Annotated in this window: 18 protein-coding genes and 1 riboswitch; of the genes, 3 read left to right on the top strand and 15 right to left on the bottom strand. The window is 60.3% G+C overall.

Translation table 11 applies throughout. The features are described 5' to 3' along the window. Positions 1–19: 19 nt before the first annotated feature. The 4 genes from ACR0ES_RS12355 to ACR0ES_RS12340 form a co-directional block, all read right to left on the bottom strand. Positions 20–610, bottom strand: a complete 591-nt coding sequence (locus ACR0ES_RS12355) for a hypothetical protein (RefSeq protein WP_480773067.1) — start codon at positions 608–610, stop codon at positions 20–22. A 110-nt stretch (positions 611–720) separates the two neighbouring features. Next, complete coding sequence (gene mutT, locus ACR0ES_RS12350; protein WP_267363933.1) at positions 721–1,119, bottom strand: 8-oxo-dGTP diphosphatase MutT; 399 nt, start codon at positions 1,117–1,119, stop codon at positions 721–723. After that, on the bottom strand, positions 1,116–2,333 hold the full coding sequence (argJ, locus tag ACR0ES_RS12345; RefSeq protein ID WP_480870905.1) for a bifunctional glutamate N-acetyltransferase/amino-acid acetyltransferase ArgJ: 1,218 nt from the start codon (positions 2,331–2,333) through the stop codon (positions 1,116–1,118). Before argJ ends, mutT begins: the two co-directional genes overlap by 4 nt. A 14-nt stretch (positions 2,334–2,347) precedes the next feature. Next, positions 2,348–3,196, bottom strand: coding sequence for a peptidylprolyl isomerase (locus ACR0ES_RS12340; protein WP_480870859.1), 849 nt, complete (start codon positions 3,194–3,196; stop codon positions 2,348–2,350). A gap of 177 nt (positions 3,197–3,373) precedes the next feature. Between ACR0ES_RS12340 and secA the strand changes: the two genes are divergently transcribed. The 3 genes from secA to ACR0ES_RS12325 all read left to right on the top strand — a co-directional run bounded on the left by secA (position 3,374) and on the right by ACR0ES_RS12325 (position 8,690). Next, a complete protein-coding gene (gene secA, locus ACR0ES_RS12335) occupies positions 3,374–6,091 on the top strand; it encodes a preprotein translocase subunit SecA (protein ID WP_480870857.1) in 2,718 nt (905 codons plus the stop codon). 100 nt (positions 6,092–6,191) lie between these two features. Next, positions 6,192–7,109, top strand: a complete 918-nt coding sequence (locus ACR0ES_RS12330; RefSeq protein ID WP_480546055.1) for a hypothetical protein — start codon at positions 6,192–6,194, stop codon at positions 7,107–7,109. 24 nt (positions 7,110–7,133) lie between these two features. Further along, complete coding sequence (locus ACR0ES_RS12325) at positions 7,134–8,690, top strand: phosphate ABC transporter substrate-binding/OmpA family protein (protein WP_480831963.1); 1,557 nt, start codon at positions 7,134–7,136, stop codon at positions 8,688–8,690. Positions 8,691–8,693: 3 nt separating this feature from the next. Here ACR0ES_RS12325 and radC read toward each other — a convergent pair whose 3' ends face one another. The 11 genes from radC to thiD are packed head-to-tail and all read right to left on the bottom strand — an operon-like array spanning position 8,694 to position 16,843. Continuing rightward, the gene (radC, locus tag ACR0ES_RS12320; RefSeq protein ID WP_480870855.1) at positions 8,694–9,449 is read right to left on the bottom strand and encodes a RadC family protein; all 756 of its coding nucleotides are present in this window, start codon (positions 9,447–9,449) and stop codon (positions 8,694–8,696) included. Positions 9,450–9,484: 35 nt separating this feature from the next. Beyond that, positions 9,485–10,219 carry an ABC transporter permease gene (locus tag ACR0ES_RS12315; RefSeq protein WP_480486978.1) on the bottom strand — a complete coding sequence of 245 codons (735 nt, stop codon included), beginning with the start codon at positions 10,217–10,219 and terminating at the stop codon, positions 9,485–9,487. Further along, on the bottom strand, positions 10,216–10,944 hold the full coding sequence (locus ACR0ES_RS12310; protein WP_480870854.1) for an ABC transporter ATP-binding protein: 729 nt from the start codon (positions 10,942–10,944) through the stop codon (positions 10,216–10,218). Before ACR0ES_RS12310 ends, ACR0ES_RS12315 begins: the two co-directional genes overlap by 4 nt. Continuing rightward, positions 10,941–11,615 (bottom strand): thiaminase II, encoded by a 675-nt coding sequence (tenA, locus tag ACR0ES_RS12305; protein ID WP_480870852.1) that lies wholly within the window; start codon positions 11,613–11,615, stop codon positions 10,941–10,943. Before tenA ends, ACR0ES_RS12310 begins: the two co-directional genes overlap by 4 nt. After that, positions 11,612–12,547: an ABC transporter substrate-binding protein gene (locus ACR0ES_RS12300; protein WP_480482459.1), complete on the bottom strand. Its 936-nt coding sequence runs from the start codon at positions 12,545–12,547 to the stop codon at positions 11,612–11,614. The genes tenA and ACR0ES_RS12300 overlap by 4 nt, the downstream gene beginning before the upstream one ends. A gap of 18 nt (positions 12,548–12,565) precedes the next feature. Continuing rightward, positions 12,566–13,531: a HesA/MoeB/ThiF family protein gene (locus ACR0ES_RS12295; RefSeq protein WP_480831975.1), complete on the bottom strand. Its 966-nt coding sequence runs from the start codon at positions 13,529–13,531 to the stop codon at positions 12,566–12,568. Further along, the gene (locus tag ACR0ES_RS12290) at positions 13,528–14,124 is read right to left on the bottom strand and encodes a thiamine phosphate synthase (protein WP_480773058.1); all 597 of its coding nucleotides are present in this window, start codon (positions 14,122–14,124) and stop codon (positions 13,528–13,530) included. The genes ACR0ES_RS12295 and ACR0ES_RS12290 overlap by 4 nt, the downstream gene beginning before the upstream one ends. Further along, complete coding sequence (locus ACR0ES_RS12285) at positions 14,121–14,885, bottom strand: thiazole synthase (protein ID WP_480474355.1); 765 nt, start codon at positions 14,883–14,885, stop codon at positions 14,121–14,123. Before ACR0ES_RS12285 ends, ACR0ES_RS12290 begins: the two co-directional genes overlap by 4 nt. A gap of 2 nt (positions 14,886–14,887) precedes the next feature. Continuing rightward, positions 14,888–15,082 carry a sulfur carrier protein ThiS gene (thiS, locus tag ACR0ES_RS12280; RefSeq protein WP_480506885.1) on the bottom strand — a complete coding sequence of 65 codons (195 nt, stop codon included), beginning with the start codon at positions 15,080–15,082 and terminating at the stop codon, positions 14,888–14,890. Further along, complete coding sequence (locus tag ACR0ES_RS12275) at positions 15,066–16,043, bottom strand: FAD-dependent oxidoreductase (RefSeq protein WP_480870850.1); 978 nt, start codon at positions 16,041–16,043, stop codon at positions 15,066–15,068. Before ACR0ES_RS12275 ends, thiS begins: the two co-directional genes overlap by 17 nt. Then, positions 16,040–16,843 carry a bifunctional hydroxymethylpyrimidine kinase/phosphomethylpyrimidine kinase gene (thiD, locus tag ACR0ES_RS12270; RefSeq protein ID WP_480870848.1) on the bottom strand — a complete coding sequence of 268 codons (804 nt, stop codon included), beginning with the start codon at positions 16,841–16,843 and terminating at the stop codon, positions 16,040–16,042. Before thiD ends, ACR0ES_RS12275 begins: the two co-directional genes overlap by 4 nt. A gap of 44 nt (positions 16,844–16,887) precedes the next feature. Continuing rightward, a riboswitch (TPP riboswitch) is annotated at positions 16,888–16,992 on the bottom strand. Positions 16,993–17,145: the final 153 nt, after the last annotated feature.

The following is a 17,145-nucleotide window of genomic DNA, read 5'->3' as shown; positions in this document are numbered from 1 at the left end:
CTTCGGCAGGTTGGCGCGGCTATTGATACTTAGCTTTTAATGCTGCTTTTTTAAAACGACCAACAGATGTTGAGCGCAACGTGTACAGCAACCCCAAAAGTTTCGTGTTCAAGGGCATTGTCTTATCGCGGTAAACGAGGCTTGCCTCATAGGGCTTGTTGGCGTCGCAAAGTTCAATGATTTCGCCTGCGGCCAAAAGCATCTCTTCCATCAGGGCTTCGGCGGCTTCCGCCTTGCTTGCCTCATCCCCTGAAATTGATTTGTCTCTTTGGGACTTTCGGCGGAAATCCACAATGGCAGCGGGCACGTATTCAGTGACCCGATTTCTGAATCGCGTCATGTCAGAGCCATTGGCCTGAGTGCCGTCCGATTTGGTGTAGGAGTTATAATCACCGTATAGGGCCAGGATCGTGCTCGTCTGGTGAAACAAAATATCTTGCCGTGCAAAATCGAGTTCGACATAGCGATCAATTCGGGCCTGCTCTTCGATCATGACCGATACTGCAGTCTTCGCAACATCTGCTTCGGCACTATGAACCGCCAAAACAAATAAGGCCAAAATCAAAACAATCCTGGACACCCAAAGCTTTCCAACTCGACTTGCAATCATAACGAGGTACTCCTTGACCGTTGAGAAAGCACTCGAACACTACCACAAATCGGCAAATAAATCCGCCAAGCCGAAATTCGGGCCGTTTGCGCCTGACGCCTTTTGAGCCCCTACAACCAATCCCGCAGGATCGGGATCAGGGGCACATCCGCGGCCGGCATGGGGTAATTGCGCAGGTCATTTGCGCGGACCCATTTCAGCGCCTGCCCCTCTTTCGACTGTGGGATGCCCTGCCATTTGCGGCAGGCGAACAGAGGCATCAGCAGGTGGAAATCATCATAGCTGTGGCTGGCGAAGGTCAGGGGGGCAAGGCACGAGGCCCATGTGTCGATGCCCAGTTCCTCGTGCAATTCGCGGATCAGGGCGGCCTCGGGGGTTTCGCCGGGCTCGATTTTGCCGCCGGGAAACTCCCAAAGACCGGCCATGGACTTGCCCTCGGGGCGTTGGGCCAACAGCACCCGGCCCTCGATGTCGATCAGGGCGACCGCAGAGACCAACACGGTTTTCACGAGCGGTAATCCGCGTTGATCTCGATATATCCGTGGGTCAGATCACAGGTCCAGACGGTGGATTTGCCCGCGCCCAGACCCAGATCAACGGCGATGACCAGATCCTGACCTTTCATATAAGCGGCGGCTGCGTCTTCGCTGTAATCGGGGCTGACCCAGCCTTTTTCGGCCACAAGGATATCGCCGAACGAAATGCTCAGCAAGTCGCGATCCGCCGCGGCACCGGATTTACCGATGGCCATGACGATACGGCCCCAGTTCGGATCTTCACCCGCGATGGCGGTTTTGACCAGCGGAGAGTTGGCGATGGCAAGGCCATGGGTCTTGGCGTCAGCGTCTGTTGCGGCCCCTGTCACGCGGATTTCGACGAATTTCGTGGCACCTTCGCCATCGCGCACCACTTGCTGGGCCAGATCCAGCATCACAGCCTCCAGCGCCTCGGCGAAGGCCGCATTGCCGGTGGCGTCCACACCCGAAGCGCCGGTGGCGCACAGCAGCAGGCTGTCCGAGGTGGATGTATCGCTGTCCACGGTGATGCAGTTGAACGTCCGGTCTGTCTGCGCCCCCAGCATCGCCTGCAACGCCGATTGTTCGACCTGCGCGTCGGTGAAGATATAGACCAGCATGGTCGCCATATCTGGCGCAATCATGCCGGACCCCTTGGCAATCCCCGCAATAGAGACTGTTTTGCCATCAATTTCGACCTGCTCCACGGCCCCTTTCGGGAAGGTGTCGGTGGTCATGATCGCGCGTGCGGCGTCTTCGATCGCGTGACGGCTGAGATCCGCCTTCAGCGTTTCAAGCTTGGCAATGATGCGGTCATGCGCCAGCGGCTCACCGATGACGCCGGTTGAGGAGGTAAAGACCCGCTCGACCGGAACACCTGTCGCCTTCGAGATGGCCTGCGTCACCTCGGCCACCGAGGTCTGACCATAATGCCCGGTAAAGGCATTGGCATTGCCCGAGTTCACCAGGATCGCCGCCGGGCCATCGCTGGGCCCGCCGATCTTGTCCTGACAATCCAGAACCGGGGCGGCGCGCGTGGCTGAACGGGTAAAGACCCCGGCCACAGATGTGCCCGGGTCCAGCACGGCCAGCATGACATCGGTGCGGCCCTGATATCGCACGCCCGCCGCGACGGTGGCGAGCCGCACACCGTCAATTGCAGGCAAATCAGGGAAGGACGCTGGCGCCAGCGGCGAAACCTTGGTGATCTTGGCCACGGGGATTACTCCTGAATCAGGTCCAGCTGGCGCAGGACTTCGGGTCCGGCACCTTCCAGAGCGGGGCGGTCGATCTGGGCCTGCTGTGTCAGTTCATCAATGCGCGCCTGAATGGCGTCCTGCTGAACGGTTTGCGCAAGCTCTTCGCGCACGGCGTCCAGCGCGGGCGCTTCGGTTTTGCGCTTGTCGTTCAGCTTGACCACATGCCAGCCGAACTGCGTCTGAACCGGATCGGACACCTGCCCTTTTTCAAGCGCGACCACGGCTGTTTCGAATTCCGGTACCATCTGGCCCATGCCGAACCAGCCCAGCGCGCCGCCATTGGGGCCGGACGGACCGGTGGAATGCGCGCGCGCGAGTTCGGCGAAATCGGCGCCGTCATCAAGTTGCGCCTTGAGGTCGTTGGCCTGTTCTTCGGTCTCGACCAGAATGTGGCTGGCATCGAATTCGTCTTCACCCGCGAAATCGTTGTACTGCGCGTCGTAGGCTGCCTGAATGGCCTCGTCCGTGACAACCGTATCGGTCAGGGCTGTGACGGTCTGAACCGCCAGAAGAGAGCGTTCTTCATTTTTCAGCCGCAGCGTGTTCAGTTTGTTCAGCCCGTCCTGCTGTTGCCCCAGCAATTGCTGCTGGATCAGCTGTTCCAGCACGAAGTCGTACAATACATCATCTTCGGCCTGCTGGTATTGCGGCGGCAGGGCGGCAACGGTAGCGATCACGTGACCCAAAGTGATCTCATCCCCGTTCACACGCGCCACCACGGTGGATGCATCCGGCTGTGTTTCGGCGGCCAGCGGCAAGGCCATCATGGCGGTCAGAGCCAGCGATGGCAGAAAAGTGAGGCCTTTGGGCATTGAATCATCCTATTTCCTTGCCGCGGCAGGGCGCAGCGTTGACACTCTGGAACCTGCCGCTTACATCGCTTTGAAGCCTTGGACAGGGCCGCCTTTCACCCCCCGTATCTATGGGTTGCGCGCAAGGTGGGCAAGCCTGTCAAAAACCAAGACAAGAACAGATCCGCTGGAGTGAACATGCTGGGACTCGGAACGCTCGCCAAAAAGGTGTTCGGAACACCGAACGACCGCAAGATCAAGGCGACCCGCCCCCTGATCGAAAAGATCAACGCGCTGGAACCCGAGTTCGAGAAACTGTCCGATCAGGGCCTGATCGACAAGACAGAAGACCTGCGCAAACGCGCGCTGGATGGCGAAAGCCTTGACGATCTGCTGCCCGAAGCCTTTGCCAACGTGCGCGAAGGCGCCCGCCGCGCGCTGGGGCTGCGCGCCTTTGACGTGCAGCTGATGGGCGGTGTTTTCCTGCATCAGGGCAACATCTCGGAAATGAAGACGGGTGAGGGCAAGACACTGGTCGCGACCCTACCGGCGTATCTGAACGCGCTGACCGGCAAGGGCGTGCATGTGGTCACGGTGAACGAATACTTGGCCAAGCGCGACGCGGAATGGATGGGCAAGGTGTTTGCTGCCGTGGGCATGACCACCGGCGTGATCTGGTCGGGCCAGCCTGACGCGGAAAAACTGGCCGCCTATTCCTGCGACATCACCTATGCCACCAACAACGAGCTGGGTTTTGACTATCTGCGCGACAACATGAAGGCCGATCTGGAACAGGTTTACCAGAAGCACCACAATTTCGCGATTGTGGACGAGGTCGATTCGATCCTGATCGACGAGGCGCGGACGCCGCTGATCATCTCGGGCCCGGCACAGGACCGCTCGGACCTGTATACCGCCATCGATGCGCTGATCCCGAGCCTGACCGACGAACACTACACGCTGGACGAAAAGGCCCGCAACGTGACCTTCACGGATGAGGGTAACGAGTTTCTGGAGCAGCAACTGTTGGCTGTCGGCCTGATTCCTGAAGGCCATTCGCTGTATGACCCGGAAAGCACGACCGTTGTGCATCACGTGAATCAGGGTCTGCGCGCGCACAAGCTGTTCCAGCGCGACAAGGATTACATCGTGCGCGACGGCAATGTTGTTCTGATCGACGAATTCACGGGCCGCATGATGCCGGGCCGCCGCTTGTCCGAGGGCCTGCATCAGGCCATCGAAGCCAAGGAAAACGTGCAGATTCAGCCTGAGAACGTGACGCTGGCCAGCGTGACCTTCCAGAACTATTTCCGCCTTTACGACAAGCTGGGCGGCATGACCGGGACCGCCCTGACCGAGGCCGAGGAATTTGCCGAGATTTACGGCCTGGGCGTGGTTGAGGTTCCGACCAACAAGCCGATTGCCCGTGTGGACGAGGATGATCAGGTCTATCGCACCGCCATGGAAAAATATGGCGCGATGATCGAAGAGACCAAATTGGCGCAGGAAAAGGGTCAGCCGGTTCTGCTGGGGACGACCTCGATCGAGAAATCGGAACTGCTGAGCCAGATGCTGACCAAGGAAGGCATCGCCCATAACGTTCTGAACGCCCGCCAGCACGAGCAGGAGGCGCAGATTGTCGCTGATGCCGGCCGTCTGGGCGCGGTGACCATCGCCACCAACATGGCCGGTCGCGGCACCGACATTCAGCTGGGCGGCAATGTCGAGATGAAGGTGCTGCAAGCGATTGCGGACAACCCCGAGGCTGATCCGTCGGAGCTGCGCGCCGCAGAAGAGGCGCGCCACGCGGAAGAAAAAGAAAAGGTTCTGGCCGCAGGGGGCCTTTATGTGATGGCGTCCGAACGCCATGAAAGCCGCCGCATCGACAACCAGCTGCGCGGCCGTTCGGGCCGTCAGGGCGATCCGGGCCGTACCGTATTCTACCTGAGCCTTGAAGACGACCTGATGCGCATCTTTGGCTCGGAACGGCTGGACAAGGTGCTGACCACGTTGGGCATGAAAGAAGGCGAGGCGATCATTCACCCCTGGGTGAACAAGTCGCTGGAACGCGCGCAGTCCAAGGTCGAGGGCCGCAACTTCGACATGCGCAAGAACGTTCTGAAATTCGACGACGTGATGAACGATCAGCGCAAGGTGATCTTTAGCCAGCGCCGCGAGATCATGTCGGCCAATGACCTGTCCGAGATCGTCTCGGATATGCGCGAGCAGGTGATCGACGATCTGATTGACGAATACATGCCGCCGAAATCCTATGCGGATCAGTGGGATACCGACGGTCTGCATGCGGCGATCAAGGACAAGCTGACCATCGATGCACCGGTTCAGGACTGGGCTGCCGAAGAAGGCGTGGATGACGAGCAGGTGCGCGAGCGCCTGATCAAGGCCGCGGATGAGATGATGGCCCAGAAGGCGGTTGCCTTTGGTCCCGAAAACATGCGCAACATCGAAAAGCAGGTTCTGTTGCAGACCATCGACAGCAAATGGCGCGAGCATCTGCTGACGTTGGAGCACCTGCGCTCGGTCGTGGGTTTCCGCGGCTATGCCCAGCGCGATCCGCTGAACGAATACAAAAACGAAAGCTTCCAGCTGTTCGAATCCATGCTGGACGGTTTGCGGGAAACCGTGACACAGCAATTGTCGCGCGTGCGTCCACTGACCGAAGAAGAGCAAAAGGAAATGCTGGCGCAGATGGCGGCGCAACAAGCACAGGCACAGCAGGCCGTGGACAAGGCCGCAAGTCAGGCCGAGGCCAGGGCCGAAGCTGCGGCGTCAGGCGATGCGCTGCCGGGTTTTGACGAGAGTGATCCGTCGACTTGGGGTAACCCGTCGCGAAACGACCCGTGCCCCTGCGGATCCGGCAAGAAGTTCAAACACTGCCACGGCAGATTGACCTAACGTTAACACCCTCTGATCACAATGAGTCCGTCTCGCGGCCACAAATTGGCCGCGATTCGTGGCAAGAGTGCAAACTGCTCCTTCAACTGGGGAGGGTGTCTTGTTTGTAGTTCGCAACTACGTAACCATGTGCGGAACGGTCGCTTGTGCCTTGGGCATAGGCTATCTGATGCAGAACGGACCAACTGCGCAGCAGAACCGCGCGCAGGACGGTATTGATGTGGCCTCTGCTGCCGATCAGTCTTCGATTCTGTCGGGGCTAGACAGTATTGTGCTGACATCAGCCACCGCGTCAGATGCCGATCCGGTCAATGTGACACCGGCACCCCGCGCTGTACCCACTGCCCCCAAGACATCGAACTGCCGGATCAGCGCGCACGCAAAAGCAGCGCCCGGTGCCTTGGCGCACCTGTCGCTGAAAGCGCCGTGCCACAAGAATGAGCGGATAGAAATTCACCATAGCGGCCTGACCGTTAGCCAGATGACGGATGCCAGCGGCGCGCTGGACATGGCGATCCCGGCCCTTTCGGAATACGCGATCTTTCTGTTTTCTTTCGAAGATGAAACAGGCACCGTCGCCACCACTCACGTTCCCGAAATTGCCGGCTTTGATCGTGTTGTCTTGCAATGGCAGGGTGATACCGAGTTGCAGATTCACGCGCTGGAATTTGGTGCCAGTTATGGCACGGATGGCCATGTCTGGGATGACGCATCTGCAGAAGGCGCCGGTAAGGTTATGCGTCTGGGTCAGTCCGGTTCCGGTATGACGCAGAATATCGAAGTGTATTCTTTCCCGGCCAGTACGTCGGATCAATCCGGCACGATTGACCTGACCGTCGAGGCCGAAGTGACCGATGCAAATTGCGGCCACACGCTGAACGTGCAGTCGCTGGAGTTGTTGTCGGACCGCCGCCTGCGGTCGCGCGACATGTCCGTGACCCTGCCGGATTGTTCGCGCGCGGGCGAGTTTCTGGTGTTGAATAATCTGCTCTCAGACCTGACAATCGCGGCAAAGTAATCCGCAGGCAGGCTTGAACCTCTTATGACATTTTTCCGTGTGGCGGTGGCTGCGCTGTTTTCCGTGACGGCGGCGACCGGTGCTTTTGGGCAGGACATCACGTTGACCTCGCATGATGGCAAGGTCGAAGTGACCGGCAATCTGCTGAGCTTTGACGGTGAGTTCTATCGCGTCGATACGCAATTCGGGACGTTGACCGTGGATGGTTCGGGCGTCACATGCGAGGGGCCCGCCTGCCCCAACCTGATCGATTTCGTCGCCGAAGTTCAGTTTTCCGGATCATCGGTGATGGCTGAAACGGTGCTGCCCGCCCTGATCATCGGCTTTGCCCGTCAGGAAGACCTGACCGCGACCCCCGCCCGCGTGGATGAGGACACCTTTGTTTACGAGCTGCATCAGGCGGGCCGGTCGGCCCCGCTGGCACGGTTTTTCTTTGACGTGGGCACCACCGATCGCGGGTTCAGTGACCTGATCGCGGACCGGACGGATATCGTGATGGCGCTGCGCGAGATGCGCGAGGCCGAGCGGGAGGCTGCCGAGGCTGCGGGGTTGGGTGATCTGAAGCGCGCCCGTCGGTCGCGGGTCATTGCACTGGATGCCATGGTCCCGGTCGTGGCCCCCGACAGCGTTATGCGGCAGATTTCTCTGGCGGACCTGGCCCGCATTCTGTCCGGAGAGATCAGCAACTGGGCGCAGCTGGGTGGGCCGGATGCCCCTATTGCACTGCATGTGCCAGAGGCCGGGTCGGGTCTGGCGCAGGCGGTCGAGGATCAGGTTCTGAAAACCGCCGGTGTGGACCTGACCGATACGGCGATCCGCCACAATCGCATACATGACCTGACCGCGGCCGTGGCAAAGGATCCGTTTTCCATCGGGGTCGCCAGCAAGGCATCGGCCCGTGGCACCCGCGCTTTGCCGTTGACCGGCGGGTGCGGGCATCCGCTGGCCGCGACCCGCCAGTCGATCAAGACCGAAGATTACCCGCTGAATATGCCCATGTTCCTGTATCTGCCGGAACGTCGCCTGCCCCGGATTGCGCGGCAGTTTCTGGCCTATAGCCAAAGCCCCGAGGCGCAGATGGCCATACGTGATGCAGGATATGTAGATCAAACGGCTGAAACCCTGCCGGTTGGCGTGCAGGGGGACCGGCTTGCCAATGCGGTCGTCACTGGTGGAACTGAGGTCGGACTTGAAGAGTTGCAGCGCATGATCAAGACCCTGCGCCCCTTGTCGCGCCTGTCCCTGTCGGTTCGGTTCGAACCCGGATCGTCCCGTCCGGACGCGCAGTCACGCGCCAATATTCAGCAGCTGGCGCAAATGCTGGACGCGGGTACGTTGCAGGCACGCAAGGTTGTGTTTGCAGGCTTCAGCGATGGGGACGGGGGTGCCGTTTCAAATGCCCGCATCGCCCTGAGGCGCGCGCAAACCGTGCGGAACGCGGTTATCGCCGCGCTTGAAGCCCCGATCCCTGACAGTATCGCGGTTACCGCCGAAGGGTTTGGCGAGGCGATGCCCATGGCCTGCGACGACACCGAATGGGGCCGCAAGGTCAACCGGCGGGTCGAGATTTGGGTGCAGTAGCCGCTAGAGATACCCTTCGGAACGAAAGCTGAGCTCGGTCGATTTGCCGATGATCAGGTGGTCATGCAGAGTCAGCCCCAGGGCGGAGCAGGCATCCTGAATGCGGTTGGTCATGTCGATATCTGACTGTGACGGCGTTGGGTCGCCCGAAGGATGGTTGTGCACCAATATCAGGGCCGAGGCATTCAGTTCCAACGCCCGTTTCGCCACTTCGCGCGGATAGACCGGCACGTGATCCACGGTGCCTTTGGCCTGTTCCTCATCCGCGATCAGGACGTTCTTGCGATCCAGATAGAAAACGCGAAATTGCTCGGTCTCGCGATGCGCCATTGTCGTGTGGCAATAATCCAGCAGCGCGTCCCAGCTGGTTATTACGTGTCGTTGCATCACCCGCGCCCGTGCCATCCGATGCGCGCAGGCTTCGAGGATTTTCAGATCAGTGATGACCGTATCACCAACGCCCTTGATCTGGCGCAGCCGTTCTTCGGGCGCTGTCAACACGCGGTTGAAATCGCCAAAGGCATTCATCAATGCGCGTGCCAATGGTTTCACATCCTGCCGCGGGATGGACCGGAACAAAACCAGCTCCAGCAACTCATAATCCGGGATCGCTGCTGACCCGCCCGCCATGAACCGTTCGCGCAGCCGCTTGCGATGGTCTTTGATGTAGGAGGGTAACCGACCATTCGGCAGCGGCTGCGCTGGCGCTTCGTCCGTATCAAACAGCATGGGGGCTTCGGCAAAGGCGTCCTGTGTCATGCGTTTACCCTGTCGCAGAATCACTTTCCGAAAGGTTAACGCGCCTCTCCTGCCATACGCGCGGTGGCGCGGCGGACAATCATGTGCAGAAGGATCGAAAACACGCCCAGCGTCAGCATCGCCGCAAACATCAGGTCCGTCTTGGCGCGGCCATTGGCCAGCAGCATCAGATATCCCAGACCTTGCGATGAACCGACCCATTCGCCGATCACGGCACCGATCGGCGCATACACTGCCGCAAGCCGCATCCCCGAGGCCAAAGACGGCAACGCCGCAGGGATACGGATGTGCCACAACACAGCGCGCTTGCCCGCCTGCATCGTGCGCGCAAGGTCCAGATACCCCTGCGGTGTCCGCATCAAACCGTCAAAAAAGGACGACGTGATCGGGAAATAGATGATCAGCACCGCCATCGCGACCTTGGACAACAGGCCATAGCCCAGCCACAGGGTCAGCAACGGGGCCAGCGCAAAGACCGGCAGGGCCTGAGTGAACACCAGCATTGGCTGCACCAGAACCCGTGCGACACGGGAATTGGCCAGCTGCAATGCGGTGACAACGCCAAGCAGCGTGCCGCAGGCAAGGCCGATAATGACCTCGATGGCTGTGATCCAGGTGTGTTCTGCAATCAGCCAGCGGTTCTGCCACCAGGTCTCGGCAACCACTGCGGGACCGGGCAGGATGAATTTTGGCAATCCGGTCAGGGTCACGATCCCCTGCCAGATGGCAAGGGCAAACAGGGTTGCTGCCAGAACAGAGAGGGACTTCATACCCCGCCCCCTCGCAGCAGCCGTAAAAGCGCGCCTTGTGTTTCCAGCGTCTGCAGATCATCCACGCTGCGCGGGGCTGGAGCAACCGGCGGGTCGCAGGGCGTCAGCCCGTGCTGTGTCATGACGACGATGGATTGCCCCAGACGCGCGGCCTCGCCCGGATCGTGGGTCACCAGAAGGACAGTGCGGCCTCTTAGCGCCTCGGCGGCCAGATCCTGCATATCGGCACGGGTTCGGGCATCAAGGGCGGAAAAGGGTTCATCCAGCAACACAATCGGCCGGTCTTCCATCAGGGTGCGGGCCAGCGCCACGCGCTGACGCTGCCCGCCCGAAAGCTCGGGCGGTTTCTTGGTCATATGGTCCTGCAACCGCATCCGTTCGATCAGGCGGTCACGCCGGTCAACGTCAACTTTCTCGCCCCGCAGCCGCGCGCCCAACGAGACGTTTTGCGCAACACTCGCCCAAGGCAGCAACAGGTCGTCCTGCGCCATATAGGCAACCCGGTCCGAAACCGGCTGGCCATCGCTGGCGGTGATCCGGCCCGAGAATTCAGCCCCGGTTTCCAGCCCCGCAATCAGCCGCAAGACCGTGGTTTTTCCAACACCCGATCCACCCAGCAGACAGGTCCACGCCCCGGCGTCAAGCGTCAGGGTCAGCGGCGCGAACAAAGTCGCGCCGTCGATCGTGGCTGTACCGCTGATGGTCAGATCGGGCGCCGGGGTCATGGGGTCAGACCCATCTGCCAGAAGTTGACCTCCAATTCCGTCGCCGTACGGAACGTCCGGCACAGACGATCCCAGCGAGGTGACGATTGAAAATCCGCCCCAATCCTTCGTGTTAGAGCCGAATCCAGCAACTCGCCCACGGCGGCGCAGGCGTTCTGATAGCCCTCGTCCGCATAGGTATCGATCCAGCCGCGATAGGATGTTGATGTTGCCTCCGCAGACAGGCGGGCACCAATCTCACCATATCCCATGACGCAGGGTGCAAGTGCTGCCAGAAGATCCAGCAGATCGCCGCTATAGCCCGCCTCGAGAACAAAGCGGGTATAGGCCAGATTCTCAGGCCGTTCAGGCGTTGCAAACAGATCGGACTGCGAAATGCCTTCTGCTTCGCAAATACCGATATGCAGCTTCATCTCTTCGCTGATCAGGCCGTTCACGGTACGCGACGCCGCCAGCATTTCAGCATGTGTTTCCGATTTCACCACGGCCAGCGCCCAGGCGCGCGAGAAGTGGATCAGGAACACGTAATCCTGACGCAAATAGTGCAGGAACGCCGGACGTGGCAGGGTGCCGTCTTTCAGGGCTTCGACAAAAGCGTGGCGGGTGTAGTCCCGCCACGGCCCCTGCGCCGCATCGCGCATCAGCGCAAAGGCTTTGCCATAATCGCTCATTGCGCGGTGACGTCGATGGCAATGTCGCTGACGGGCAGGACAGTGTCGATCATGCCGCTGTCGTTCAGGAATGCTTCGAACCGGGCATATCGGCCAGCGTCAAACCCGGCGGGACGCAGGGCAAAGCGCGGCAGCGTGTCGACCCATGCCCGCGCGTTCAGCTCGTCCTGCAACTCGGGTGAGGTGGCCGAGAAGACCTCCCAGCCTTTTTTCGGGTTGTTGACGATGTACTGAGTCGCTTTTTCGGTCGCGGCCAGGAAACGGGCGATCTTGTCTTTGTCCATCGTATCAGGGTTGGCGACATAGATCAGTTCGTCATAAGACGGCACGCCCTCTTCCTCGATATAGAAACAGGTGCCGGGGCGGCCTTCGATATCCATCTGGTTCAGCTCGAAGTTGCGATAGGCGCCGATCACCGCATCCACCTGACCGGTCATCAGCGAGGGCGAGAGCGAGAAATTCACGTTGATCATCTCAACATCATCCAGCGCGACGTCGTATTTGCCAAGCACGGTGCTGAGGATGGCCTCTTCCACACCGGCGACGGAAAAGCCGATTTTCTTTCCCTTGAGGTCAGCGGGCGATTTGATCGGGCCGTCCTTCAGAACCAGCAGGCAGTTCAGGGGCGTTGCGACCAGCGTGCCGACCCGTTTCAGCGGCAGCCCTTCGTGAATCTGCAAATGCAGTTGCGGCTGATAGGATACTGCCAAATCCGCTTGACCAGCGGCCACCAGACGTGGCGGTGCGGATGGGTCGGCGGGGGCAACGACTTCGACCTGCAACCCCTGCTCGGCAAAGTAGCCGTTTTCCTGCGCCACGATGATGGGCCCATGGTCGGGGTTGATAAACCAGTCCAGCAGGACGGTCATCTTGTCTTCGGCCCAGGCTGGCGCGGCGGCCAGAAGGGCAAAGGCTGTCATCAGCTTTTTCATATCTCACGTTTCCTTTTCTCAGGAGGTTGAGGCCGCGACGAGGACAATCTCGCCCGGCCAAATCGGTTGGATTTTCTCGGCAGCGCGCCATGCGCGCAGCCCGGTGGCACAGCAAAGAGCAAGGCGTTGCCCTTTTTTAGAGTCTATTATTTGAATTTCTTCGGGTGAAATGCGCGTCGCATTCGGGTGAGCTGGAACCGGCGCTTCGTCCGGGTCACGCAGTTCGACAATCTGGTCTGTCTCCTTCAACTGACTGGCAGAGAGAAAGCGGAAACAGCTGTTCGGTTCCGGCGCGTCATCAAAACGAAACCCGGTGCTGCGCAGGGTTCGCGCATCATATTGCACCATCTGCCCAAGCGGGGACGGGTCAAGCCGCAAGATCAGGTTCAGCGCCATCTGCGCCTGCATGGACCCGATCACACCGACAACAGGGCCTAGAACACCCGCCGTGGCGCAGCTTGCGCCGCTATCCGGCGCATCGGGGAAAACGGCTCGCAGAGAAGGCGCGCTGCCGCAGAAGCCGCCCACATAACCCGAAAGCCCCAGTACCGAGGCGCTGATCAGTGGCTTGCCTTGTGCCAGACAGGTATCCGACAGCAAATAACTGACCGCATAGCTGTCGGCACAATCCAGAATGATATCTGCCTGCGACACCAGATCGGGCGCATTTTCCCCTGTTAGAGCCATTTTCTTGGCAATCACATCGATTTCGGCATTCAACGCACGGCATCGGTCAGCGGCGCGTTCGGCCTTTGACAGCCCGCAATCTTCTTCTGAAAACAATGTCTGGCGATGCAGGTTCGACAGATCGACGATGTCACCATCGACAATTGTGATATGCCCCACACCGGCCCCGGCCAATAGCGGCAGCAGCGGCGCGGCCAGACCACCTGCGCCGACCACCAGAACACGGGCCGCAGTCAGGCGAGCCTGTCCTTCAGCCCCAACCTCGGGCAGCAGCGTCTGGCGGGCGTACCGGTTCATCTCGTGACCTCGATCCAAGCACGCACCCGCGCTTCGGGGTCGGCGTTCAGCGTGATATCCGTGACGGCCGAGACAATGTCGGCCCCGGCAGCCAGCACCCCTGCTGCGCGCTCGACGCTCATGCCGCCAATGCCGACCAGAGGAATGTCGCCAACCCGCGCCTTCCATTCGGTCACGCGGGGCAGGCCCTGCTGATGCCATTTCATCTTTTTCAAAATGGTCGGATAGACCGGGCCCAGCGCCACGTAATCGGGATCCATGGCCAGAACCCGCTCAAGCTCATCATCGTCATGAGTGGAAACACCCAGCTTTAGACCCGCTTTTCGGATGGCTTTCAGGTCGGCAACATCCAGATCTTCTTGCCCCAGATGAACCCAGTCACAACCCAGATCGATGGCCTGCTGCCAGTAATCGTTGATCACCAGAACCGCCCCATAGTCGCGGCACAGATCGCGCGAGGCGGCAATCTGATCGCGCACCACTTCAACCGGCTGATCCTTGATACGCAGCTGCACCAGTTTGACACCCAGGGGCAGCATCTGCCGCAGCCAGTCCGAGTGATCGAAGATCGGATAGAAACGGTCCAGCGTCATGACAGGAAGGCCTTTCCAACAACAGGGGTCGAAGGTTCGGCCATATCGCGTGCCTCGATCGGGTCTGCCTGATGGGCCAGTTGTCCGGCATGGATTGCCTGCGCCATCGCCTTGGCCATCAGAACGGGGTCACCGGCACGGGCCACAGCGGTGTTCAGCAGAACGGCATCATAACCCAGTTCCATCGCATGGGCCGCGTGGCTGGGCAGGCCGATCCCGGCATCCACCACCAGCGGCGTGTCAGGGAACTCGGCCCGCATCGACCGCAGGGCGTATTCGTTGTTCAGCCCGCGCCCGGACCCGATAGGCGCCCCCCACGGCATCAGCACTTCGCACCCCGCTTCGAGCAGGCGTTCGCCCACGATCAGATCATCGGTGGTGTAGGGAAACACCTCAAACCCGTCTTCGGTCAGGATGCGCGCGGCCTCGACCAGCTGGAACACATCCGGCTGCAAACTGTCGGTGTGGCCAATCAGTTCCAGCTTGATCCATTTGGTATCAAACACTTCGCGCGCCATATGGGCTGTGGTCACCGCCTCTTTCACCGTATGACAGCCAGCCGTATTTGGCAGGATCAGAACACCCAGCTCGCGGATCATCTGCCAGAATGTCTGCCCCGCGCCGGATTCCCGCCGCAGCGATACCGTTGCAACCGCCGCACCGCTTTCGCGAAAGGCCTGTTCCAGAATGGCGGGGCTGGGATATTGGGCGGTGCCCAGCATCAAGGGGTTCGGCAGTTCGATGCCGTAGAACGTTCGCATCCTCAGCCCCCCTGCATCGGCGCGACAACTTCGATCCGGTCGCCATCGGTCAGTTTGTGCCCAACGCGCAGGCTTGACGGCACGAAATCTTCGTTCACGGCGGTGGCCACACGGCCTGAGAAGCCGCATTCCAGCAACAGATCCGACAGGGTTTCCGCGCGCACATCGCGCGTCTCGCCGTTAAGCACGATCTTCATCGACCATCTCCGAATGTGTGTTGTCCAATGCCAGATCAGCGACACCCCGCGCCAGTGCAGGGGCCAGCAGATAGCCATGGCGATAAAGCCCGTTGGCATAAATTGTCCGGCCCAATCGCCGGATACGCGGCAGGTTGTCCGGGAAAGCGGGGCGCAGGTCGACGCCGATCTCCAGCACCTCAGACTCGCCAAAGGCCGGGTTCACGGCATAGGCCGCGCTGAGCAGTTCCAGCATCGAACGCGCGGTGATGCGGCTGCTGTCCTCGGATTCGATCATAGTTGCGCCCAGCATGTAGACGCCATCCCCGCGCGGAACGATGTAAAGCGGCATCCGCGGGTGCAACAGCCGCACCGGACGCGAAAGGTTCACATCGGGGCAACGAAGAACCAGCATCTCACCCTTCACGCCGCGCAGGTCGTGCAGATATTCGCGCGCGTGCAAGCCCCGGCAGTCTATGGCGTTGTCCAGTTGCACCGGAGCCAGCTTTCGGTGGAATTCCACGCCTGCGCCTTGCAGGTGACGATGCAGATCGCGCAACGCCTGACGAGGATCAAGGTGAGCTTCGTTTTCAAAATACAGAGCTTTACCGAACTTGCTCAGATCAGGCTCTAATTCGCATATTTTCGCCCGATCAACCTCGCTGTACCCTTCGGTTCGGCGCGCAAACCGGCGCAGGTCGGGCAGGTCACGCGCGTTGGCAACAACAAGGGTTCCACGTCTGTTTACCTGCGTTCTCTGCGCCCACCATTCGATGGCTTCCTGCCCCAGCCGCAGCACCGGTTCTTCGGCATTTTCGTATTCACACCAGGGGGCCAGCATCCCCCCGGCCCACCAGGAACACCCATGCGGGCCGGGCGGGCCGCCCGGATCAAAAACCTGCACCCTTGCGCCGCGTGACACAAGCTCGCTGGCCACGACCAGACCCGCTACGCCCGCACCTATGACCGACCAGAGTGTCATGCGGGCCAGAGCCGGTGGAAATGGTGCACAGGACCGTGCCCGGCACCAATCTTCAGCTCATCCGCCCGCGCGATGGCCCCTTGCAGATAATTATGCGCCTGCGCGATCGCATCCCTCAGCGGCAGGCCCCTGGCCAGACCGGCGGCGATCGAAGACGACAGGGTGCATCCGGTTCCGTGGGTGTTTTTCGTGTTCTGACGCGGGGCCTGAAATGCGGCCACGACGCCTGAGGGGTCGACCAACAGATCGTGGCAGACATCGCCCGACCCATGCCCGCCCTTCATCAAAACCGCACCCGCGCCCAGAGCGCACAGGGCCTTGCCTTGTGCAGCCATCGCGTCCGGTGATTGTGCCGGTTTCGCATCCAGCAAACATGCCGCTTCGGGCAGATTGGGTGTCAGCACAGTCGCTGCTGGCACCATCACTTCGCGCAGAGTCCGGACCGCTTCCTGCGCCAACAACGCATCTCCGGATTTTGCGATCATGACAGGATCAAGAACGACGGGACCTTTGAACGCTTCCAGGCCTCGGGCCACTGTGTGAATGATCTCTGGCGTCGCAAGCATACCGATCTTGATGGCCGTCACATCCAGATCGCTGAGCACCGCGTCGATTTGCGCAGCAATGACATCCAGCGGAACCCCATGCACCGCAGTGACGGCTTGCGTGTTCTGCGCCGTAACAGCGGTAATGACGCTTGCGCCGAATACACCCAGCGCCGACATCGCTTTCAGATCGGCCTGAATCCCGGCGCCTCCGCCGCTGTCAGACCCTGCAATGGTCAGGGCAATTGCCGCCATGTCGTTGCTCCATCTTCTTTGGGCAACGAGGTAGGGAAAACGTCTGTGTTCATAAGACCGTTCCCTACGCCGGAATTGCCCGGATCAGGTTCGATGGGTTAGCGCGGTTGCGCCTCTCAGCCCTGATACGGGCACCCCAACGGTTGTCGCGGACAATTTCAGGGTCAGCGGTTGGAATCAAGACCCAATTTGGCAAATTCATTGCCACTTTTGGTCATCTGATAAGGCCAATTGAATGTCTATAGGGAGTATTTTGCGAGGCTCTGCCTTTTGCTCCGGGATATTTAGAGCCAGATGAATAA

The organism is Ruegeria sp. N7, from assembly GCF_056531345.1.
This window is presented reverse-complemented; position numbering and strand designations above follow the sequence as displayed.